Source organism: Halomonas sp. LC1, from assembly GCF_030247125.1.
GTDB lineage: Bacteria > Pseudomonadota > Gammaproteobacteria > Pseudomonadales > Halomonadaceae > Vreelandella.
On the sequence record NZ_JASSPG010000007.1, the window covers coordinates 189,692 to 211,609 of the forward strand.

Below are 21,918 nucleotides of genomic sequence, written 5' to 3' on the forward strand. Positions count from 1 at the left end.
GCAAATGAAACCTGTCTGCCGGGAGCCACCTAAGCGATGGTAGGCTCCCTAGGCGTTATACGGCTGAAGCGCCGCCGACGATCTCGGAAATTTCCTGGGTGATGGCGGCCTGACGGGCCTTGTTGTACACCATCTCCAGATCGTCGATCAGGTTGCCCGCGTTATCAGTGGCACTCTTCATAGCGATCATTCGGGCGGCCTGTTCGCACGCACCGTTTTCGACTACCGCCTGATACACCTGCGATTCGATGAATCGAACCAACAGGCTGTCTAGCAACGCCTTGGCATCCGGTTCATACAGGTAGTCCCAGCTTCCGGGACGGGCGTTTTCTTCGTCATGCTTAGCGTCTGCGCCCATATCGGACGACAGAGGAAGAAGCTGACGCACGACGGGCCGCTGGGTCATGGTGTTCACGAACTCGTTATACACCACGTACAGACGGTCCAGGCGTCCTTCGTCATACGCTTCGAGCATGACCTTGACACTACCGATCAAACCCTCGACGGTCGGCGTTTCTCCTAACCCGCTCTTGGCCGCAATCAAATTGCCGCCGTAGTTGCGGAAGAAAGCGCCGGCTTTCGAACCGAGGGCGCAGAAGTCTAGCTCAGCGCCTTGCTGCTTCCAGGCAACGGCGTCTTTCACCACTGCCTTGAACAGGTTGACGTTCAAGCCGCCACACAGGCCGCGGTCGGTGGAGACCACAATGTAACCAACGCGCTTCACCTCACTACGCTCGACCATGTAGTCGTGCTTGTACTCGGGGTTTGCGTCGGCAATGTGGCCTACCACGTTACGAATCTGCTTGGCGTACGGCTGGCCAGCCTTCATCAGATCTTGCGCTTTACGCATTTTCGATGCAGCCACCATTTCCATGGCGCTGGTAATCTTCTGCGTATTTTTAATGCTCCCGATCTGGGTGCGTATCTCTTTTGCAGCTGCCATAGCGATCTACCTTTCGTTCGTGGCTCTCAGAAAGCATGCAAGCCCGCCCGCAGGCGGGCCGGACATTACCAGCTCTGAGTCGCCTTGAACTTCTCGAGACCTGACTTCAAGCCGTCCTGAATCTCGCCGTTGTAGTCGCCGGTCTGGTTGATCTTGTCGAGCAGCTCGCTGTGCTCGGACTTCATGTAGTCGTGCAGGGCACGTTCGAAGTCCAGCACCTTGTCGACGCTCACGTCATCCAGGTGACCTTCGTTAGCGGCGTACAGCGACAGCGCCATTTCTGCAACTGACATCGGCGAGTACTGCTTCTGCTTCATCAGTTCGGTAACGCGTTGACCGTGCTCGAGCTGCTTGCGGGTCGCTTCATCCAGGTCAGAAGCAAACTGCGAGAATGCCGCCAGTTCGCGGTACTGAGCCAGAGCCAGACGCACCCCGCCACCCAGCTTCTTGATGATCTTGGTCTGCGCAGCACCACCTACACGAGAAACCGAGAGACCTGCGTTGATCGCCGGACGGATACCGGAGTTGAACAGGTTGGTTTCCAGGAAGATCTGACCATCGGTGATGGAGATAACGTTGGTCGGAACGAACGCCGATACGTCACCACCTTGCGTTTCGATGATCGGCAGTGCGGTCAAGGAACCGGTTTTGCCCTTCACTTCGCCGTTGGTGAACTTCTCGACGTAGTCGGCGTTGACGCGCGCAGCGCGCTCCAGCAGACGTGAGTGGAGATAGAACACGTCACCCGGGTAAGCTTCACGGCCCGGCGGACGACGCAGCAGCAGCGATACCTGACGGTAGGCAACGGCCTGCTTGGAGAGATCGTCATACACGATCAGCGCGTCTTCACCGCGGTCACGGAAGTACTCGCCCATGGTGCAGCCAGAGTAAGCGGCCAGGAACTGCATCGGTGCAGGGTCAGCAGCGCCAGCAGCCACGACGATGGTGTGATCCATCGCGCCGTGTTCTTCAAGCTTGCGCACCACGTTAGCAATGGTCGACTGCTTCTGACCGATGGCGACGTAGACACAGGTCACGCCTTTGCCTTTCTGGTTGATGATCGCATCGATGGCAATGGCAGATTTACCAATCTGACGGTCACCGATGATCAGCTCACGCTGACCACGACCGATTGGCACCATGGCGTCGATGGATTTCAGACCGGTTTGGATCGGCTCGTCAACGGACTGACGGGTAATAACGCCAGGCGCTACTTTTTCTACCGCGTCGGTCAGTTTGGCGTTGATGTCGCCTTTGCCGTCGATGGGGTTACCCAGCGCATCGACCACACGACCCACCAGCTCGGGGCCTACCGGCACTTCCAGAATGCGACCGGTACACTGGGCGGTCATGCCTTCTTCGAGCTGCAGGTAGTCACCCAGGACAACGGCACCGACGGAGTCACGCTCCAGGTTCAGTACCATGCCGAAGATGCTGTTGGGGAATTCGATCATTTCACCAAACATCGCGTCTTCGAGGCCGTGAATTTTCACGATACCGTCGGAAACGCTGACGATGGTGCCCTGATTACGGGCTTCGGATGCGACGTCAAGCTTCTCGATTCGCTGCTTGATGATGTCGCTGATCTCGGAAGGATTCAGTTGCTGCATGCCATGTCCCTCAGACTCAAGCGGTCAGCGCTTCGGAAAGTCGGTTCAATCGACCACGCACCGAGCCGTCAATGACGGTATCGCCGGCACGCAGGATGACACCGCCAATCAGCGCCTTGTCCACCTGAGTAGTAATGGAGATTTCGCGATTCAGACGTTTCTTGAGCGCGTTTGCTAGCTTAGTCTGCTGTTGGCTGTCCAGCTCGTAGGCGGACGTGACCAATACCTCGACCCGCTGCTCATGATCGGCACGCAGGTGCTCGAACTGTTCAGCGATGAAGGGCAGAGCCATCAGACGACCTTGGTCGGCCAGGGTATCCAAAAAGCGCGACACATCGGTGCTCTGCTCCGGCAACATATCGGAGAGCAGGGCGACCTTTTTGTCGTTCTCGAGCTTTGGACTGCCCAGCAAGCGACGTACATCGCTGTTGGCAACCGCTGCGCTTAAAAAACCCAGCGCTTTGGACCAGCTATCAAGCGCCTCATGATCACGCGCGTATTCAAACGCCGCCTTAGCGTAAGGACGAGCGACGGTAAGTAATTCCGCCATGGGTCACCTCCTTACAGTTCAGCAGCAAGCTCATCAAGTAACTTGCGATGTGCTTTCTCGTCGACCGAAGCTTCGAGGACACGCTCGGCACCTAGGATGGCGAGGTGAGAAACCTGGGCACGAAGCTCGTCTTTTGCACGATTCACTTCTTGCTCAATTTCGGAACGAGCGCTTGCCATCAGGCGTTCGCCTTCAGCGCGAGCCTGTTCGCGTGCTTCTTCGATCATTTGAGCAGAGCGCTTGTTGGCTTGCTCGAGAATTTGAGAAGCCTGCTCCTTGCTTTCACGCAGCGTTTGCTCGGCACGCTCTTGAGCTAGCTCAAGGTCGCGCGTCGCACGGCTGGCTGCGTCCAAGCCATCAGCAATTTTCTTCTGACGCTCGTGAAGCGCGTTGCTGATCGGAGGCCACACATACTTTATGCAAAACCAGACAAAGATCGCGAAGGCGATCGTCTGCCCGATAAGCGTCATGTTGATATTCACAGGGATGTACCTCTGACAAGTTCGTGGCGACCGGAGTGAAACAAAACCGAGCGGATGGCCGCTCGGTCAAGCTGCATTAACCGGCGACAACGAAGATCAGGTACATCGCGATACCAACACCGATCATCGGAACGGCGTCCAGCAGACCGGCCATGATGAAGGTTTTGGTTTGCAGCTGGTCACCCAGTTCCGGCTGACGCGCAGTCGACTCAAGCAGTTTGCCGCCCAACAGAGCGAAGCCAATGCCGGTAGCCAGTGCGCCCAGACCGATGATGATGGCAGCTGAGAGATAAACCATTTCCATGATGTTGCTCCTGAGTTTAAGTTTTGGTTAAGGGTTGAGGGTTAATGAAAACGTCGTTGCTTGGTTTAGTGGTGTTCGTGCGCCGCGCTGAGGTAAACCACCGACAGCGTGGTGAAAATAAAGGCCTGCAGTGTTACCACGAGGATGTGGAAGATGGCCCATGGCACGTCCAACAGCCAGATTGCCCAGAACGGCAGTAGCGCAATCAGGATAAAGATAACTTCACCGGCAAACATGTTACCGAACAGACGCAGGCCGAGACCCAGCGGCTTCACCAGCAGGCCGATCACTTCAAGTACCAGGTTGAAGGGAATCAGCGCCCAGTGATTGAACGGCGTCAGTGACAGCTCTTTGGCGAAACCACCGGCACCTTTGACTTTGATGCTGTAGTAGATGATCAAACAGAACACGCCTAGCGCCATACCCAGCGTGGCATTCGGATCCGTCGTCGGTACGATTTTCATGTACTCAACGCCCAGACGCTTGAAGAGCTCGGGACCATAGTCGACCGGGATGATCTTCAGCGTGTTCATGAGCAGAATCCACACGAACAGCGTCAGCGCCAGAGGAGCAATGATGGGGTTGCGGCCATGGAACGTGGCCCGTGTGAGGTTTTCGATGAACTCAACGACCATCTCAACGGCATTTTGCAGACCGCTGGGAACGCCGGTGGTCGCCGCTTTACCGGCTTTACGGAAAATCCAGATGAACAGAAGGCCCATGGCGATGGACCAGCCCATGGTGTCCAGGTGAATGGCCCAAAAGCCCATTTCACGAGCTTCTTCGGCGGAGTGCGCCAGCGACCAGCCATTCTCTGGGTGTTTACCAAAGGTCAGGTTCTGCAAGTGGTGCTGGATATAGTAAGTCGACGAGACTTCGTTTCCTGCGGCCATAGACATGTCACCTCAATCAGTTGTGCGATTTTCCAGGCATTAACCAAGGCGCAAGCCAATGCGTTAGAACAACCGCAACATAAGCACTAAAAAAGAAAGCGGGGTTTGAGGGGGGCACTACCACGAACACCAGTGCAAACAGCGCCACCGTCAAACCAAACTTGCCTGCTTCGGCGCGAAACAGGTCCATCGCAACCGATCCCCGGCGCGTATTACGAAAAATTCCCAACCGCTGTATGAAGAAAGCGTGCGGTAGCAGAGCTACCAGGGCTCCCGTGATGACCGATACGACTCCAGACACCTGAGCAGCGAAGTAAGCGAGCAGCGCACCGAAGAGCATGACCACGAGCTGGGCGCAGATAAGCCGGACAACGTAGGCTCGCCGACGCTGGGTTTCAATTCGCTGCATATGCATTCAACATCGTGCCTGTTGGCACGTGATTCCTCAGCGCGTTAGACAGGCTGCTGGGGATACGCCTTTCGACACACCTGTCAGCAACCTGCACAAATCTTGCGCGATTATAGGGAAGCGCTATCACACCTTCAACCGAAGTTGCACGGATTTCGCGCGTTTCAGCGCCGACTTGCGACCAAAGGGTGAAAAACTGACCGTATCTTTCATTAGCCTGCTATTTAATGTGCGACAGGATGCCGTCCAACTCTTCGAGACTGGTGTACCGGATGGTGACCTTCCCCTTGCCTTTTTGGCCATGATCGATCGACACCGGCGCGCCCAGCAGTTCACCTAAATGTGTCTCGAGTCGGGCGACATCCGGCGTTTTGGGCGATTGTTTGGTGGGGGCAACAGGCGCCTGTTGCGTTTGTACCTTTTTCACCAACGCCTCGGTGTCGCGTACGGTGAGGTCTTTATTGACCACTTCATGGGCGACCTGGCGCTGTTGGGCGCTGGTGAGCGATAGCAGCGCTCGGGCGTGGCCCATATCGAGATCTCCTCGCTCCAGCAGCGTCTGCACTTCCGGATCGAGGGCAAGCAGGCGCAGAAGATTGGCGACCTGAGTGCGGGATTTCCCCACCGCGTCGGCGATCTGCTGCTGCGTCAGCTCGAACTCCTCGCCCAGGCGCTTCAAGGCCAGCGCCTCTTCGATCGCGTTGAGGTTTTCCCGCTGAATGTTCTCGATCAGCGCCAGCGCCAGCGCTACCTCATCGCTGACGTAGCGGATCACGGCAGGAATGACGTCGAGCTCGGCCAGCTGTGCCGCGCGCCAGCGGCGCTCACCGGCAATGATTTCGTAACGGTCGTTGCCGATGGGACGCACGACGATGGGCTGCATCACCCCTTGGGCGCGAATGGAGTCGGCAAGCTCTTCCAACGCTTCGGGCTGAATGTCCCGACGCGGCTGATACTTGCCCCGCGTCAGTTGCCCAAGCGGCAGGCGTTCTAAGCGTTCGGCGGTTGCATCATCCGGCATGCCCTCGGGCAGCGGCGTCTCTGCGTTCTCCAGCGTCGTTCCGCCGGTGAGATCCAAACTGTCACGACGACGGGCGCCCGCACCAATCAGGGCATCCAGGCCACGTCCTAGCGCGCGTTTACGCGTCATTCGCTTTCCCTCGTACTGTTTCGTTACGTACTTTGAACGCCACGGCAGCCACCGTTACAACGACAGGCGCCGAATCATCTCTTTGGCCAGCACGCGATAGGCCTGGCTGCCCCGCGAAAAACGGGCATATTGGGTCACAGGAACGCCATGGCTCGGCGCTTCAGCGACTTTGACGTTGCGCGGAATGGTCGTTTTGAGCAGCGCGTCGCCAAAGAAGTCGCGCAGCTGCTTGTCCACTTCCCGAGTGAGGCTGGTGCGTTTGTCGTACATGGTGCGCAGAATGCCGGAGACGGCAAGCTCAGAATTCACGCTCTGCTTGATCTGCTCCACGGTATCCAACAGTGCCGAGAGACCTTCCAATGCATAAAACTCGCACTGCAGCGGAATCAGTACGCCGTGGGCTGCCGTCAGGGCATTCACGGTCAGCATATTCAGCGACGGCGGGCAGTCGATCAGCACCACGTCGTAATCATCGGCGACGCTGGCAAGGGCCAACGACAGCCGGCTTTGGCGCTGTTCGCTATCCAGTAGCTCCACTTCCGCCGCGGTCAGATCACCGTTACCGGGCAGCACATCGTAGTGCACCGGTAGCCCGCGCACGATGACGTCCCGGGCGGTGGCTTCACCAAGCAGCACGTCGAGTACGCTTTTCTCGAGGTCGTACTTGTCGATCCCGCTGCCCATGCTGGCATGCCCTTGGGGGTCGAGATCCACCAGCAGCACGCGGCGATCCAGAGCCGCTAGGCTCGCGGCCAAGTTAACGGCTGAAGTGGTCTTGCCCACGCCGCCTTTTTGGTTGGTCAGGGCAATGATCTGGCTCACTACTCAACTCCTTTTGGGGTCAGGATCAACAGCTGCCGCTCGGCGGTTTCGAAGGGTACATTCAACAGGTGGCGCTCACTCAGTGCAATGCCTTCGGGCAACTCACGCAGCTCGTCATCGGCACCGGGTCCTTTCATCGCTAACCACTGGCCGTGGGCGGCGGGCAGCGCGCGGGTCAACGTCACGAAGTCGACCAAGCTAGCAAACGCCCGTGAGATGACTTGATCGAACGACTGCCCGGCGAACTGCTCGACGCGGGCTTGGGTCGGGGTCACGTTGGTCAGCGACAGTTCCATCACTGCTTGGCGCTGAAAACGTACTTTTTTGCCATTGCTGTCCAACAGCGTGACCTGCAGCTCGGGATTCAGAATGGCCAATACCAACCCCGGCAGTCCTGGCCCCGCGCCCACGTCGAGAAGCGCTGGGCCATGAACGTAGGGCGCCACGGCGGCGCTATCCAGCACATGGCGCGAGACCATCTCTTCGACATCGCGCACTGCGGTGAGGTTATAAGCCCGATTCCACTTGTGCAACAGCGCCAGTAGCCCGAGCAGCTGCTCTCGCTGTGCTGCCGTCACGGATACGCCCAAATCGGCCAGTCCTTGATCCAACTTGGGCGCTACGGGGGTGGGCAACAGATCGATCAATGGCTGTAGTGCGCTCATCCGTTGGCGACCTCGGTATGGCTGACCAAGCGGCGCTTTTTCAGGTGAATCAGCAGAATCGATACTGCCGCTGGCGTCACACCGGAAATACGCGCGGCTTGCGCGAGGGTTTCCGGACGCGCTGCGCTGAGCTTCTGGCGAATCTCATGGGACAGCCCTTCCACCTTCTGATAATCCAGCTCGGCGGGCAGTGGGGTCGCTTCATGGCGCTTTAGCTTATCGATCTCATCCTGCTGACGGTCGATATAGCCTTGATATTTGGCTTGAATTTGCACCTGTTCGGCGACCGCGTCGTCGTCGATACCGCCGTGTTCCATGCCGGGTAACGCTGCGATATCGGCATAGGTCAGTTCGGGGCGCTTTAGCAAATCACTCAGGCTGTACTCACGCGGCAGTGGTTTACCGGTCTTTTCGGCAATCTTTGCGGCTGCCGGGCTGTTAGGCTGCACCCAAGCAGTGGCCAGGCGCGCCGTTTCGCGTTCGATGGCGTCACGCTTTTGGCTGAAGGCTGCCCAACGGGCGTCGTCGACCAGACCCAGCTCGCGGCCCTTTTCTGTTAGACGCAGATCGGCATTGTCTTCGCGCAGTAGCAGACGGTACTCCGCACGGGACGTGAACATACGATAGGGCTCTTTGGTGCCCATGGTGATTAAGTCGTCTACCAGTACGCCCAAGTAAGCCTCATCGCGACGTGGATACCACGCCTCGAGTTGCTTGGCGCGGCGAGCGGCGTTCAGGCCCGCCAGTAGCCCTTGGGCACCCGCTTCTTCGTAACCGGTCGTGCCGTTGATCTGTCCGGCAAAAAACAGGTTGTGGATAAATTTCGTTTCCAGCGAGTGTTTCAAATCACGTGGATCAAAGAAATCGTACTCAATGGCATAGCCAGGACGCGTGATGTGTGCGTTTTCCAACCCTTTGATCGAGCGCACCACCTGCAGCTGCACATCAAACGGCAGCGAGGTCGAGATACCGTTGGGGTAGAGCTCGTGGGTATCCAGGCCTTCCGGTTCGATGAATACCTGGTGGCTCGATTTGTCGGCAAAGCGGTGCACTTTGTCTTCAATCGACGGGCAGTAGCGCGGGCCAATCCCTTCGATTACGCCGGAGTACATTGGCGAGCGATCCAAGTTACCCAGAATAATCTCGTGGGTGCGCTCGTTGGTGTGCGCGATATGGCAGCTCACCTGCTGGGGGTGCATTTCCCGCGAGCCGAGATAAGACATCACTGGCGTTGGCGTATCGCCCGGCTGCTCTTCCAACTGCGAAAAATCGACGGTCTTGGCGTCGATACGCGGCGGCGTACCGGTTTTGAGCCGGTCAACGTGAAACGGCAACGCACGCAGGCGTTCCGCTAGCGCGTTGGAGGGCGGATCACCCGCTCGGCCGCCGCGGCTTTGATCCAACCCGATGTGGATCACCCCACCTAGGAAGGTGCCGGTCGAGAGCACGACGGACTCCGCGTGAAAGCGAATGCCGGTTTCAGTCACGACGCCGCGTACGGTGTCGTTATCCACAATGAGATCGCCAGCCGCCTGCTGAAAAATCGTCAGGTTGGGCTGGTTTTCCAACATGCCGCGAATGGCGGCTTTGTAGCGGATGCGGTCGGCCTGGGCACGGGTTGCACGTACCGCTGGCCCTTTGCGTGCGTTGAGCACACGAAACTGGATGCCGCCTAAATCCGTGGCTAGCCCCATTGCACCGCCGAGTGCATCGATTTCTTTTACCAAATGGCTCTTGCCAATGCCGCCGATGGCGGGATTGCACGACATTTGGCCGAGCGTCTCGATGTTGTGGGTGAGCAATAGGGTTTGACAGCCCATACGAGCAGAGGCCAGTGCGGCTTCAGTTCCCGCATGGCCACCGCCGATGACAATCACGTCAAAGCGGTCGGGGTAGTTCAAGAGACACCTCGTCTTGCGCCTGTTGGCACGGATGATGTGGTCAGCGATTCAGCGCTGTTGGAATAAGCCCGCCAGTATAAACCTCCTGTGGGTAACCGTCAGGTTTTTCCACACCCCAATCTAAGGGTTCAGTCTTTATTAATAACAAAATAAAAATAAATAAGAGAAGTTTTGTTGATGTAGTAACTACTGGTGTGGACAAAATCTGTTGATAAGTGAGTTTATCTTATATTTATCAATACCTTACATTGTTGACCTTTACGTGATTAAAGCGCGGAGTCCCTGCGTAGAAGCGGTGATGGAGCTGTGGATGAAACGTCGACTTACCCACAGCGCTGCCTGACAACGGGTTATCCACCTATGAATACCGCGCTTGTTACCGCACCTGTGAACAAGTGCGTTGGCATTACCGTCGTGCTTGGAGAAGTGCACATGCTGGGGGCTGTGGCGATATAGCGGGGTGTGTGTAAAAAATAGTATCCACAGGCAAAAAAAATGGCCTGTCAGGAAGACAGGCCATCGGGTGAGTCGCTTTTTATGCTGTTTTTGCCCTGAACAGAGCGGAAATCGAGAGCGTATTAGTGTTTGAGTACGCGCGCCAAAAACGACTGGGTGCGCTCGTGTTGAGGCGCATCAAAGAGCTGTTCGGGTGGGCCTTGTTCGGCAATTTCGCCCTTATGAATAAAGATGATGCGGTCGGCCACCTCACGGGCAAAGCCCATCTCGTGGGTAACGATCACCATGGTCATGCCCTCTTTGGCAAGCTCACGCATGGCATCCAGCACTTCACCAATCATCTCGGGGTCAAGGGCTGACGTTGGCTCATCGAACAGCATGAGGCGCGGCTCCATCGCCAACGCACGTGCCAGCGCCACACGCTGCTGCTGGCCGCCGGAGAGCTGGCTGGGGTACTTGTCGGCCTGATCGGCAATGCCGACACGTTCCAGCAGCCGCTTGGCAGTCTCTTCGGCGTCCTGACGGCTCCAGCCGCGCACCTTCATCGGTGCGAGCGTGATGTTGTCGAGCACGCTCAAGTGGGGAAACAGGTTGAACTGCTGAAATACCATGCCCACTTCGGTGCGGATAGTTTGCAGCGCCTGACTGCTTTTACCGTTGGGTAGCAGCGTATTGCCGTCCACATCCAGGCTGCCTGACTGAAACTCTTCCAAGCCGTTGATACAGCGAATGAGCGTGGATTTACCGGAACCGCTGGCCCCGATGACCACGACGACTTCACCCGGCACGATCTCCAGGTCGATGTCATTGAGTACGTGCAGGTTGCCAAAGTGCTTGTGGAGCTTTTGCATACGCACAATAGGCGTTTGAGTAGAGGTCATTGTGCGCTCCTTATTGGCCGGCGAGGCCGCGGCTTTCGAGTTGACGCAGCACCAGTGAGAGGGTCCAGGTAATGGCGAGATACATCAATGCCACCATGAAGTAGACCTCCAGCGCGGTGAAGGTGGTGGCGATATAGATCTGCCCTTGACGTACCAGCTCACTGACCCCGATGACGGAGAAAAGCGAGGTATCTTTGATACTGATAATGCCCTGGTTGCCCAGCGGTGGAATCATACGGCGCAGGGCTTGGGGCCAAATGACATACCGGAAGGACTGTACTCGGGAGAGGCCAAGCGATAGCGATGCTTCCCGCTGGCCGCGCTCGATGGACTGCACGCCGCCGCGCACGATCTCAGAGATATAGGCACCGGAGTTGACGGCAATGGCGGCAATACCGGCGACCAACGCGTTGATAGGCCCGCCCAGGAGCTGTGGCAAGCCATAAAAAATGAACAGTACCTGCACCAGAATGGGCGTACCACGGAACACTTCGATATAGACGATGGCTGGCCAGCGTAACCAGCGCACCGGGCTAATGCGCAACAGGCCAAAGAAAATGCCGATGAAAAAACCAATCGCCAGACCACCAAACGAAATCAGTAGGGTCCAGGGAATACCGGGTAACAAATAGGGGATCGAGCTAAACGCAGCCGACCAGTCGAACTGAAAGTTAACGTCCACGCGTTATCTCCAGGCAAGAGGAACAACGACACAGGGCCGGGGGAAATGGCCGCCCGGCCCTGTGGTGAGAGTCGCTTTAAGCGTTGATGATGGCCTATGCGCTACTTACTCAGCGCTGGGGGCTTCACCGAACCACTTCGTGTAGATCTCATCGTAGGTGCCATCTTCGCGCATGGCAGCCAACGCTTCGTTGGTCGGCTCTACCCACTCGCTGCCTTTGTGGAACACGATGCCGTACTGCTGACCCTCATACAGCGGGCCGACCACCTTGGTACGGCCTTCGCCACGGGTTTGCGAGAAGTAGGCAACGTTCGGCGCATCGTAAAGCACGGCATCGACGTTGCGGCCCAGCAGTGCCATGTACATATCGGCGGTGCCGGGGTAAGGCGTGATGTCGGCGTCTTCGCCGAGCTCTTGCTGGAGGAAGTCGTAGCTGGTGGAGCCGATTTTGGTTGCCACCGCCAGACCTTCTAGGTCGTCGATGGAAGACACCTCTTCGTTATCGGCGCGAACGATGATGCGCAGACCAGAATCGTAGTAGGGGTCAGAGAAGTCAACGACCTGGGAGCGCTCGTCGGTGATGGTGGTACCCGCAATGGCGATCTCCTGGCTGCCGGTTTGTACGGCGGGAATGATGCCAGAGAACTCCATGGTGGTGAGGTTGACTTCAAAGCCGGCGCGCTCGGCGACTTCGTTGATGATGTCCATGTCGAAACCGATCATTTCGCCGGTCTCGGGGTCGAGCATCTCGAAGGGCACAAAGCTTGGGTCAGTGGCCACGTTAACGGACGGCGTTTGTGCAAACGCGGTGGTACTGCCCAAGCCCAGTGTGATGGCGGTTGCCACGGCAGAGGTAGTGAGTAAGTGTTTCATTAGTTTCCCCATGTTTTATGTGGTTTGCCGCGCTGTTTATAGAATTTTTTTTCTTATAAATCGGGCAAGCAAACGTTATTGACCTTTCAACCTTGGCGAGAAACCGCCAAGGCGTCAAGTCATGGGGAAGGGGTTGCCACCAACGTTGGTCACACCATAAACGAGGCACCGCACCCGCAAGTCGTGGTGGCATTTGGGTTTTGGACACGAAAACGTGCGCCCGCTAAGCCCTCTTCATAATCGACTGTGGAGCCGACCAAGTACTGATACGAGAGCGGGTCGACGACCAGCGTGGCATCGCCAAACTCAATCAGCGTGTCGTCTTCGGCAACGTTGTCCGCGAAGTCAAAACCGTATTGAAAACCTGAGCAGCCGCCACCGGTAACATACACGCGCAGTTTCAGCGCCGGGTTACTCTCTTCAGCCATTAACGCTTTGATGCGCTTGCGTGCGCTGTCTGACAGTAACAGAGGGGTTGGAACAAAAGCTTCTGCACCGCTCATGGGTACCTCCCGCGAGCTTTAAGAACGAATAATCCGCATTGGGGGGTGATTATGGGTAATTCCCAGCAAATTGGTCAACTATTGCTGGGAATTCCTCGAACGTTAGGGCATCAGCGCGGGGGCGTTGAGCCCCATGTGCTCGTCAAAGCCAAACATCAGGTTGAGGTTTTGAATGGCTTGACCAGAGGCGCCCTTCACCAGGTTATCAATGACCGAGAGCACCACGACCGTATTGCCGTTACCCGGGCGGTGGACCGCGATCCGGCAGGTATTGTTGCCTTTGACGCTGCGGGTTTCCGGGTGGCTGCCGGCGGGCATCACATCCACGAACGGTTCGTTGGCGTAGCGCTGCTCGAACAGTGCCTGTAGGTCGCCTGGCTCGGCGGTCAGCGTGCTGTAGAGCGTGGCGTGAATACCGCGGATCATGGGCGTTAGATGGGGCACAAAGGTCAACCCCACCGGGTTGGGCTGCATGTCGCCCAAGCCTTGACGAATTTCCGGCAGGTGGCGGTGGCCGCCCGCGCCGTAGGCTTTCATCGATTCGCTGGCCTCGGCGAGCAGCGAGGCGACCTTAGCGCCGCGGCCAGCACCGGTCACACCGGATTTACAGTCGGCAATCAGCTGGCTCGGATCAATCAAGCCCGCTTCTAACAGCGGCAGGTAGCCGAGTTGAACGGCGGTGGGATAGCAACCAGGAACGGCAATCAAACGCGCTGTTTTGATCTTTTCGCGATGCATTTCAGGCAGGCCGTAGACGGCTTCTTCCAGCAGTTCCGGCGCGCCGTGGGGTTGGTCGTACCAGCGGCTCCACTCGTCGGCATCTCGCAGGCGGAAGTCGGCGGAGAGGTCGATTACCCGGGTTCCGTTAGCCAGCAGCTCGCCTGCAAGCGCGTGGGCAACCCCGTGGGGCGTGGCGAAAAAGACCGCATCCATCGCGCCCAGCGCTTTGGCGTCGGGTTCGCTAAACGCCAGCGTGTCGTAGTGGCCGCGTAAATTGGGGTACATGTCGCACACTTTCACGCCCGCCTCTGAGCGAGAGGTGATGGCTTTCACGCTTACCTGGGGATGCTGGGCCAGCAGCCTGAGAAGTTCGACGCCGGTGTAACCGGTGCCGCCTACAATGCCAACGTTAATCACAAACCACTCCTTGTGTGCTTCGCACAGCCAACGCTTGAATAATTAACAGCCTAATGAGTGTGGCCAGGCTGTTGAAGTGTATCCAGCTATGATACACAAGAGAGCCAGCGCTTAAGAGCGCTGCGCAACGCGAGACAATGAAACGAACAACAAACGCAAGGACGGACGTTGTGGCACGTTTTTCTCGGTCAGATTTCACTCTAGAGAGCTTTCGCCGCCAGTTGGCGAACGTGGATGCCTTACCGCAGCTGTGTGTGCTGGGGTTGGTGTCTGGGGTGATTACTGGGGCAGTGATGGTGGCGTTTCGCCTGCTGCTTGAAGCCGGGGCGGTGCTCTATATGCCGGAGGGGGATCCGGAAGCCTTCGAAGGATTGTCACCGTGGCTGAGAGCACTTCTGCCGATCGTCGCCGTCACATTGATTGGCCTGTTGCTATATCGGCAGCGCTCCGCTGCGCGCAAGCTCGGGGTCAGCCATGTGATCGAGCGTCTCACCTATCACCAGGGGCGTTTCCCACTGCGTAATTGGCTGAACCAGTGGTGGGTGGGGGTCGTCTCCGTGTTGGGTGGCTTGTCTGCTGGGCGCGAAGGCCCTGCGATTCATTTAGGCGCGGCGGCTTCCAGCGGGTTAGGACTAAAGCTGCGGCTGCCCAATAATAGTTTGCGGGTGCTGGTGGCCTGCGGCACGGCAGCAGGCATTTCGGCCTCGTTCAACACGCCCATCGCTGGGGTGATCTTTGCCATGGAAGTGGTGATGATGGAGTACACCCTGATGAGCTTTATGCCGGTGATCTTAGCCTCCACCATGGGCGCGCTGGTGGCGCAGGTGATGTATGGCAACGAACCTGCCTTTCGGATTCCGGAGGTGGCGCTTGGCTCGCTGATGAATCTGCCCTGGATCGTGGTGATTGGCCTAGTGATTGGTTTAATGGCAGGGCTCTTCATCCACATTTCCCGCAGCCAACGCTTACAAAAATTGCCGTTGTGGTTGAGATTAGGAGTAGTGGGTGTGGCCACTGGGGCGTTAGCGTGGTGGTTCCCTGAGATTCAGGGGATCGGCTACGACAGCGTCGCCGCAGCACTGAATAATCAGCTGACGATCACGGTGCTGCTGGCGCTGATGGTGGCCAAGCTGCTGATGACGGCGATAACCGTGGCAGGCGGTGTGCCCATCGGCATTATCGGCCCGGTGCTGGTGGCGGGGGCCGCCACTGGTGCGCTCGGCGGCATGCTTGGCGGTTGGTTATGGCCCGAGAAAGCTGCCGATCCGGGCATTTACGCCATGCTCGGCATGGCGGCGATGATGGGGGCTGTCCTTCAGGCGCCTCTTGCTGCACTAATGGCGTTATTAGAATTGACGCATACACCCAATATTATGCTGCCAGGAATGCTGGTCGTGGTGGTGGCCTGCTTGACGTCGCGCCAGCTGACGGGCTGTGAAGGTTTCTTCATTAGCTCGGTGCGCTACGGTTTACACCCGCTGCAGCAGCCGCTGATGCAGGCGCTCTCCCGAGTATCGGTTCCGGCGGTGATGGAGCGCCAATTGGTGCGTACCGAACGGATGATTACGCCAGACCAAGCCCGCCGCTTGCTGGAAACCAACCCCATGTGGCTGGTGATCGAGCGCTCCAGTGACGACAAGCCCGTGCTGGCGCTGAAGGCAGCGGAGCTTGCCCGCTGGCTGCTGGAGCACGATGAGGCACTCGATGGCGAAGCACCGCCGGAGGATGAGCTGGTAGATCTGTTGGAGATTCCCGGCCAGCGGCTGGAAATGGCCCCGATTGGTTTGCAGGCCACGCTATCGGAAGCGTTTTTAAAGCTTCAAGACAGCGCGCTTGGGGCGCTTTATGTGGTGCATGGCTATCGACCAAAGCAGCAGCGAATTTCAGGTATCATTACCCGGGGCGCGATCGAGCGTTATTACCACTACACTGACGCTCGGCAAACAGATGCCCGCGAGACCGATTCCTAGCCATACGTCACCGCCTAAGGAGAGACCATGTACGAATGGGTAAAGGCTATTCACTTGATGGCCGTTGTTACTTGGTTTGCCGCACTGTTCTACCTGCCAAGACTTTATGTGTACCACGCCATGGCCCGGGACAAAGGCGATGAGCAAGCAATCACGTACTTCAAAACCATGGAGCGTAAGCTCTATCGCGGCATCATGACGCCATCGATGATCCTGGTGCTGATTTTTGGTGGTTGGATGCTCTATTTGGTGCCCGCGTGGTTTAGCCAGGGCTGGATGCACGTTAAGCTCACGCTGGTCGTGCTGTTGATTGCCTACCACCACGTTTGCCTGATCTATCTGAAACAGTTTGACCAGTCGCGCTGCACCAAGAGTCACGTATTCTTTCGCTGGTTCAATGAAGCCCCTGTGATTGCGTTGGTCGCGATTATTCTCCTGGCGGTTGTGAAGCCCTTTTGATGCGCCAACCCCTTCCCCCCGTCGTTTTAGTGTTAGCGGGCCATGACCCCACGGGCGGTGCCGGACTGATCGCCGACAGCGAAGCCATTGCCGCCTGCGGCGGTTGGGCGGTGACGATCCCCACGGCGATGACCGTGCAGAACTGCCATAACGTCTCTAGGGTGATGCCCGCCGACCCTGGTGCCATGCGGCAAATGGCCGAAGCCGTCGGTGATATGCAGGTTGCCGCGATCAAGCTCGGCCTGCTGGCGGATGAAGCTACGCTACGCGCTGCGGAGCAGATCATTCGCCGTTTTCCTGGGGTACCCGTGGTTGCCGACCCGGTTCTCAAAGCCGGGGGAGGCACTATGTTATCCACAGCTGCTTTGCAGTCGCTCTACCGTGATCGGCTGCTACCGCTTGTGGATATCTTAACCCCTAACCGCTTTGAGCTAGCGGCGCTGACGCCTGAGATCCATGAGTCTTATGACGATACCGCCCGTGCGGTGTCACTACTGTCTCAGGGTTGCCAAGCGGTGCTGGTGACGGCAACGGATGACCCATTACCCGGTACGGCACAGCAAGTGGTGCATACACTGCATTCGCCCGACACCACTCGCCAGTGGCAATGGCCGCGGCTGCCGGAAGTATTTCATGGTTCCGGCTGCACGCTCGCGGCAGCCTTGGCAGCGCGCCTAGCGGTAGGTGATCGCTTACCAACGGCGTGCGAACAGGCGCAGCACTTTACCTGGGAGAGCTTGTCTCACGGCTACCAGCCCCCGAGCGGGCAGTGCTTGCCGAATCGCTTGCCACGCCCCGTGCGCTTTTGATCTCATTGGTAGTAAGTCATTTATATAGAGGATGCCATGACCACATCTGCTGAACTGTTTGACCTCGCGAGTCGCCATATTCCTGGGGGCGTGAACTCTCCCGTGCGAGCCTTCAAAGGGTTGCACCGCCCGCCGGTCTTCATGGAGCGTGCGCAGGGCGCCTACCTCTTTGATGTGGAGGGCAACCGCTACGTCGATTACATTGGTTCCTGGGGGCCAATGATCACCGGTCACGCCGATCAAGACGTGCTGGCAGCCGTGCGTGCGCGGTTGGATAACGGGCTCTCGTTCGGTACCCCCACCGCCGTGGAAACCACCATGGCAGACCTGATCTGCGACATGATTCCCTCCATGGAAATGGTGCGCATGACCAGCTCGGGCACCGAGGCCACCATGTCAGCGATTCGGCTGGCGCGGGGCACCACGGGGCGCGATAAGATCGTTAAATTCGAGGGTAACTACCACGGCCACTCGGACTCCCTGCTGGTAAAAGCGGGCTCCGGTGCCTTGACCCACGGCGAGCCCAGCTCACCGGGTGTACCGGCCTCGCTGGCCGAGCATACCATCACGCTCTCCTACAACGACCCGGAAGGGGTGGAAGCGTGTTTTGCAGAGATTGGTGAGCAGATTGCCTGCATTATCGTCGAGCCGGTGGCGGGTAATATGAACTGTATTCCGCCTCAGCCAGGTTTCTTGGAAACCCTGCGCCACGTTTGTAACGAGTACGGCAGCATTCTGATTTTTGACGAGGTGATGACGGGGTTCCGCGTAGCATTGGGCGGTGCCCAGGCTTACTACGGTGTCACGCCGGATTTGACCTGTTTGGGTAAGATCGTCGGTGGTGGTATGCCGGTCGGCGCGTTTGGCGGCAAGCGCGACATTATGCAAAACATCTCTCCGCTGGGGCCGGTATATCAGGCGGGCACCCTGTCGGGTAACCCGCTGGCCATGGCCGCCGGGGTGGCGCTACTCACTAAGCTGCAGGTACCGGGCTTCCACGATGCCTTGAGCCAGCGCGTACAAACACTGTGTAACGGCCTGCAAGAGCGCGCCAACGCGGCGCGAGTGCCGATGATGACGCAATCAGCGGGCGGCATGTTTGGTCTTTTCTTTACCTCTCAATCGCGGGTCGATAACTTTGCCCAGGCGACTGCCTGTAACCCGGATGCCTTCCGCCGTTTCTTCGGCGCTATGCTCGATCATGGCGTTTATCTAGCGCCTTCTGCTTATGAAGCGGGCTTTATGTCCAGTGCCCATACGCCTGAGGATATCCAGCTTACGCTGGATGCCGCAGAGAAAGCCTTTGCTGTTATGTAACACTGGGTAACTGGTAATTAGAACGCCTGCTACACTGCAAGAGCCGCTCATGTTGAGCGGCTCTTGTGGTTAACGAGGTAGCTAACCATGAAACAACCATCGGCTTGGCAGGCTTTACGTTTACACGGCGCTCTGTTTACCGCCGTGCTCACCTTTGGCTTTCCCTTAACAGGGCTAGCCGCACAGGAGCAGGATATGACCCAAATCCACATCACCATGAGCGGCTCCCCCGGCGCTGAGTTTTCCGCCGAGTGGCGCATTACCCATAACGGCGAAACTGTCGAACATCCTGAAACCCGCGGCACTGTACCCGCAGAATTCACCTTCGAAGGCGACACCCTAGAAGGAACGGTCAAGTTGTTGAGTGATGACGAGAGGCTAGAGGTCGATATCGTCAAAGGCAGCAACCGCTCGCGCTCCTCAACCCAAGGCAAGGGCGGCACGCTGACGGTGGTGGTGCGTTAAGGCATAAAAAAACCGCCCCCGTGGGGGCGGTTTGATGAAAAAACTAACTTTGACTAATACTGATAGCTGTAAGCAAAGTTACCACTTCCCGTCTGGGTAACTGTAGCAGTACCATCGTTCGCACCAAGTTGATCAACTAGTGAATAGTTCGTATTCCCTGTTTGAGTAACAGTTGCAGTAAAGTTACCAGTCGATCCATCTTGAGTGATGAATGAGTCGTTATAATCACCAACCTGGGTAAGGATAGCGAGATTATTGGTAGTAGTGCCTTGTGAGCCTTGAATGATTTCAGACTCGTTTCCTGTTCCATCTTGTAATGAGTAAGCATCTTGCCCCGATCCGCTGCCTGAACGCTGCACAATATAGCTTTCGTTCAAGTCACCAAATTGTGCTGAAAGGGCTATGTTGTTAGAGCTTAACTGGCGGATACCACTACGGTTGTCAGTGCCATCTTGAGCAATACCAGCTACATTATTTTCAGCAGAGCCGCCCACGTTCGCTTGGCTAATAAAGGCGTCGTTGCTTGAACCAGCTTGTAATACGCCTGCATAGCTATTGTCCGCACCATTTTGTTGAATGCGAGAACGTTGACTAGAACCAAATTGCGCAACACCTGCAACGCCACTTTGCGTGATTTGTTGGTCTACATCTGAGTATTGATTATCTCCTTCCTGGTAGACTCCTGCTACAGAATCTTGACTATCTTGGTAAACACGTGATTCAGCTGTACTGCCATTTGCTTGGAATACAAGAGCGGAGTTTCCATCTCCAATTTGCTGTGTGTTGATAGTAACGCCAGCTGGGTCTGTAATTGTTACTCCTGACACATCGTTCAGGTTATCATTTAACTGGTCTACATCAGCATTGGCAAGTGCTGCGCCTGAGATAGCAAAGCTAATAGCGGCAGCGAGTGTGGTCATTTGGATTTTCATGGTCTTTCCCCTTTGTTTCGATCAACTTGCTTTGGTGGTTAACTGAGAAGCCAGGTGCGACTCAGTTGATATCGATAGTGACCGGTCGTGAAGTGCCCGAGTAGTTTTGTTGGTGGACATTTACATCGCGTAGGCCACTGCCCGATTGTGAAATCATTAAGCTGCTGTTGAAGCCAATTTGGATGGCGTTCAGCGCAACGCCAACACTGTTCCCTTCTTGAATAGCCGTAACGCTATGGTTATGGCCTTGCTGAACAATCACGCCAATATTGTTGCCATTGTGCTGGGTCAAATTGGCCTGATTGTTATATCCAGTTTGTTTAATGTAAGCGAAGTTTTTAAATTGGTAATTCGCTGAACGAGATTGAACGACGCTCGCGCTGTTGTTAATGCCTTGCTGCTGAATGATGCTCACATTGCCTTTTAAATGGCTGACATCTTGAGACTCTACGTATTGTGTGACTCTAGACATGCTGTCAATGAACTGGTCGTTTGCTGAAGCTTCTGGATTTAAACTGGTTAGTAAGACACCCATTACCAATGCCATGCAGGAGGCTACGGATCCTGTCTTTTGATGGGCTGGTAATTGGTTGAACGGTTTCATTGGGTCTTCCTTTTGAAACGTTATGTGTCTTTTTGTTTCCTGTGTTGAGTTTGGACGATTTAAAAGAAGGCGCTATCGGAAATTTTTCTAATCCTTAACTTATAAAGTTGGTGTTTTTTATGAATATATAGGTTATGGTTTTAATCTTAATTGATGAGTTTTTTAATACTAGTACCTATAGCCTGAAAGATAGAAGCCTTTAATAAAAAAGCCGCTTAAGGAAGCGGCTTTAATTAATAGATAGAATAGCTAATTAAAGCATAGGTATAGGTTCGTTGAGGTAGTCACCTAGAACCGTATCCTGTAGATTGGTCCCTGGTGATAGGTTCCAAAGACGGTTTTCCACCCCACGTGCAATCAAGTGAATCACCGCAGACTCGATAGCGGACATCACCGCTAACTGTACAGGTTCGTTCGTGGTGATACCTGCCTCTGCCTCTAGCAAACGCCTAAAGTCGATAAACCGGTACACGCCGGCTCTGAGTTCTTTGGAGTAGATAGTTTTGGTGGTGGTGACGTTGGCAAGTATTTCACCGGTGGATATTTCTACCGCACGCAAATTGACGGTTACTTGGTCTACTTGATATTGACCTGATGCACCGATACCGAAGTACTCCGCTCCCGCTCCTCCTGTTCGAATATTGGATTCATAAGCGATGATTCCTCCTTCGAGCATGACGGAAGCCGCGCGTAGTGACGGCAAGGTATCGGGCTGGCCAAAACGCTCGAACTCAGCGCGAATGATGCGTCGCTCGGTTAATAGGTTCTGTAAGCCTACCCGTTCCAGTGGTATGAACCAGCCTGAATCAGCGAGCGCGCCGGTGAGCATAGCAGCGGCCCCTTGGGTGACGGCCGTTGAAAAGGTGCTAGCCGGGGCGGGTCGATATTGTCCGGTTTGGTCTCGAAAATCATACACAGAGACAAAGATTTTTCCGGCGGGAGGTGGTAACGACACCAGGTCTTGATAGGTAGCACCTCTTGGTGTCAGCGTTGCTTGTGCCCCCTCTAAATTTTCCGACGTGGCTACCATCCCAGCGCATCCGCTGAGTAACCCAGCAATGACAATCGAGGCGATTATTTTCATGGTGTTCCCCTGAAATA

At 56.3% G+C, this 21,918-nt stretch carries 24 protein-coding genes; 5 read left to right on the top strand and 19 right to left on the bottom strand.

Translation table 11 applies throughout. The annotated features are described in order from the left end of the window. Positions 1-55 precede the first annotated feature (55 nt). The 16 genes from atpG to argC form a co-directional block, all read right to left on the bottom strand. Positions 56-943: a F0F1 ATP synthase subunit gamma gene (atpG, locus tag QIT27_RS12920; RefSeq protein WP_285264077.1), complete on the bottom strand. Its 888-nt coding sequence runs from the start codon at positions 941-943 to the stop codon at positions 56-58. 65 nt (positions 944-1,008) lie between these two features. Continuing rightward, the gene (atpA, locus tag QIT27_RS12925) at positions 1,009-2,553 is read right to left on the bottom strand and encodes a F0F1 ATP synthase subunit alpha (protein WP_285264078.1); all 1,545 of its coding nucleotides are present in this window, start codon (positions 2,551-2,553) and stop codon (positions 1,009-1,011) included. Between the two features lie 16 nt (positions 2,554-2,569). Continuing rightward, positions 2,570-3,103, bottom strand: coding sequence for a F0F1 ATP synthase subunit delta (locus tag QIT27_RS12930; protein WP_159343640.1), 534 nt, complete (start codon positions 3,101-3,103; stop codon positions 2,570-2,572). 11 nt (positions 3,104-3,114) lie between these two features. Then, on the bottom strand, positions 3,115-3,585 hold the full coding sequence (locus QIT27_RS12935; protein ID WP_044628601.1) for a F0F1 ATP synthase subunit B: 471 nt from the start codon (positions 3,583-3,585) through the stop codon (positions 3,115-3,117). Between the two features lie 76 nt (positions 3,586-3,661). Continuing rightward, the gene (gene atpE, locus QIT27_RS12940; protein WP_007112217.1) at positions 3,662-3,889 is read right to left on the bottom strand and encodes a F0F1 ATP synthase subunit C; all 228 of its coding nucleotides are present in this window, start codon (positions 3,887-3,889) and stop codon (positions 3,662-3,664) included. Between the two features lie 65 nt (positions 3,890-3,954). Next, positions 3,955-4,782, bottom strand: coding sequence for a F0F1 ATP synthase subunit A (atpB, locus tag QIT27_RS12945; RefSeq protein ID WP_058577370.1), 828 nt, complete (start codon positions 4,780-4,782; stop codon positions 3,955-3,957). A 16-nt stretch (positions 4,783-4,798) separates the two neighbouring features. Further along, entirely contained in the window at positions 4,799-5,191 is a 393-nt protein-coding gene (locus QIT27_RS12950) for an ATP synthase subunit I (RefSeq protein ID WP_159343641.1), read from the bottom strand. A gap of 220 nt (positions 5,192-5,411) precedes the next feature. Further along, positions 5,412-6,341 carry a ParB/RepB/Spo0J family partition protein gene (locus QIT27_RS12955; RefSeq protein ID WP_159343642.1) on the bottom strand — a complete coding sequence of 310 codons (930 nt, stop codon included), beginning with the start codon at positions 6,339-6,341 and terminating at the stop codon, positions 5,412-5,414. A gap of 54 nt (positions 6,342-6,395) precedes the next feature. Next, positions 6,396-7,163, bottom strand: a complete 768-nt coding sequence (locus QIT27_RS12960) for a ParA family protein (protein ID WP_285264079.1) — start codon at positions 7,161-7,163, stop codon at positions 6,396-6,398. After that, positions 7,163-7,828 carry a 16S rRNA (guanine(527)-N(7))-methyltransferase RsmG gene (gene rsmG / locus QIT27_RS12965; protein ID WP_285264080.1) on the bottom strand — a complete coding sequence of 222 codons (666 nt, stop codon included), beginning with the start codon at positions 7,826-7,828 and terminating at the stop codon, positions 7,163-7,165. Before rsmG ends, QIT27_RS12960 begins: the two co-directional genes overlap by 1 nt. Then, a complete protein-coding gene (mnmG, locus tag QIT27_RS12970; RefSeq protein ID WP_253018740.1) occupies positions 7,825-9,729 on the bottom strand; it encodes a tRNA uridine-5-carboxymethylaminomethyl(34) synthesis enzyme MnmG in 1,905 nt (634 codons plus the stop codon). Before mnmG ends, rsmG begins: the two co-directional genes overlap by 4 nt. A gap of 578 nt (positions 9,730-10,307) precedes the next feature. Next, entirely contained in the window at positions 10,308-11,066 is a 759-nt protein-coding gene (locus QIT27_RS12975) for an amino acid ABC transporter ATP-binding protein (protein WP_159343646.1), read from the bottom strand. Positions 11,067-11,076: 10 nt separating this feature from the next. Further along, a complete protein-coding gene (locus QIT27_RS12980) occupies positions 11,077-11,748 on the bottom strand; it encodes an amino acid ABC transporter permease (protein ID WP_159343647.1) in 672 nt (223 codons plus the stop codon). 105 nt (positions 11,749-11,853) lie between these two features. Beyond that, entirely contained in the window at positions 11,854-12,621 is a 768-nt protein-coding gene (locus QIT27_RS12985) for a transporter substrate-binding domain-containing protein (protein ID WP_159343648.1), read from the bottom strand. 149 nt (positions 12,622-12,770) lie between these two features. Continuing rightward, the gene (gene erpA / locus QIT27_RS12990; RefSeq protein WP_083025782.1) at positions 12,771-13,124 is read right to left on the bottom strand and encodes an iron-sulfur cluster insertion protein ErpA; all 354 of its coding nucleotides are present in this window, start codon (positions 13,122-13,124) and stop codon (positions 12,771-12,773) included. Between the two features lie 102 nt (positions 13,125-13,226). Further along, positions 13,227-14,261, bottom strand: coding sequence for an N-acetyl-gamma-glutamyl-phosphate reductase (argC, locus tag QIT27_RS12995; protein ID WP_285264081.1), 1,035 nt, complete (start codon positions 14,259-14,261; stop codon positions 13,227-13,229). A gap of 170 nt (positions 14,262-14,431) precedes the next feature. Between argC and QIT27_RS13000 the strand changes: the two genes are divergently transcribed. From QIT27_RS13000 to QIT27_RS13020, 5 genes are all read left to right on the top strand, one after another. After that, positions 14,432-16,231 carry a chloride channel protein gene (locus tag QIT27_RS13000; RefSeq protein WP_285264082.1) on the top strand — a complete coding sequence of 600 codons (1,800 nt, stop codon included), beginning with the start codon at positions 14,432-14,434 and terminating at the stop codon, positions 16,229-16,231. Between the two features lie 27 nt (positions 16,232-16,258). After that, a complete protein-coding gene (gene hemJ, locus QIT27_RS13005) occupies positions 16,259-16,690 on the top strand; it encodes a protoporphyrinogen oxidase HemJ (protein ID WP_159343651.1) in 432 nt (143 codons plus the stop codon). Further along, complete coding sequence (thiD, locus tag QIT27_RS13010) at positions 16,690-17,499, top strand: bifunctional hydroxymethylpyrimidine kinase/phosphomethylpyrimidine kinase (RefSeq protein WP_285264083.1); 810 nt, start codon at positions 16,690-16,692, stop codon at positions 17,497-17,499. Before hemJ ends, thiD begins: the two co-directional genes overlap by 1 nt. Positions 17,500-17,535: 36 nt before the next feature. Further along, the gene (gene hemL, locus QIT27_RS13015) at positions 17,536-18,816 is read left to right on the top strand and encodes a glutamate-1-semialdehyde 2,1-aminomutase (RefSeq protein ID WP_044628587.1); all 1,281 of its coding nucleotides are present in this window, start codon (positions 17,536-17,538) and stop codon (positions 18,814-18,816) included. Between the two features lie 87 nt (positions 18,817-18,903). Beyond that, positions 18,904-19,281, top strand: coding sequence for a hypothetical protein (locus QIT27_RS13020; RefSeq protein ID WP_285264084.1), 378 nt, complete (start codon positions 18,904-18,906; stop codon positions 19,279-19,281). Positions 19,282-19,334: 53 nt separating this feature from the next. Here the strand turns inward: QIT27_RS13020 and QIT27_RS13025 are convergent, their stop codons facing one another. From QIT27_RS13025 to QIT27_RS13035, 3 genes are all read right to left on the bottom strand, one after another. Then, positions 19,335-20,213 (bottom strand): hypothetical protein, encoded by an 879-nt coding sequence (locus QIT27_RS13025; RefSeq protein ID WP_285264085.1) that lies wholly within the window; start codon positions 20,211-20,213, stop codon positions 19,335-19,337. Positions 20,214-20,274: 61 nt separating this feature from the next. Next, positions 20,275-20,817 carry a hypothetical protein gene (locus QIT27_RS13030; RefSeq protein ID WP_285264086.1) on the bottom strand — a complete coding sequence of 181 codons (543 nt, stop codon included), beginning with the start codon at positions 20,815-20,817 and terminating at the stop codon, positions 20,275-20,277. Between the two features lie 253 nt (positions 20,818-21,070). Then, positions 21,071-21,901, bottom strand: coding sequence for a CsgG/HfaB family protein (locus QIT27_RS13035; RefSeq protein ID WP_044628584.1), 831 nt, complete (start codon positions 21,899-21,901; stop codon positions 21,071-21,073). Positions 21,902-21,918 lie beyond the last annotated feature (17 nt).